Here is a 291-nt window from a genome sequence, read left to right on the forward strand (position 1 = left end):
TGACGGAGCGGATCGCGTCGTCGTTGCCCGGGATCTTGTAGTCGACCTCGTCGGGGTCGCAGTTGGTGTCGAGGATGGCGACGACCGGGATGTTGAGCTTCCGGGCCTCGCCGACCGCGATGTGCTCCTTCTTGGTGTCCACGATCCAGACAGCGCTGGGAACGCGCTGCATGTCGCGGATACCACCGAGGGTCTTCTCCAGCTTGTCGTGCTCGCGCTGCAGGACCAGGAGCTCCTTCTTGGTGAGGCCGGAACCGGCCACGTCCGAGAAGTCCAGCTCGCCGAGCTCCT

At 64.9% G+C, this 291-nt stretch carries 1 protein-coding gene; it reads right to left on the bottom strand.

Annotated features, from left to right (window positions below; translation table 11 throughout):
- Nucleotides 1-291: 30S ribosomal protein S2 (gene rpsB / locus MCM47_RS25490; RefSeq protein ID WP_238864084.1), on the bottom strand; the 291-nt coding region annotated here is incomplete at both ends.

It is taken from the genome of Kitasatospora sp. A2-31 (assembly GCF_022288725.1).
Taxonomy (GTDB): domain Bacteria; phylum Actinomycetota; class Actinomycetes; order Streptomycetales; family Streptomycetaceae; genus Kitasatospora.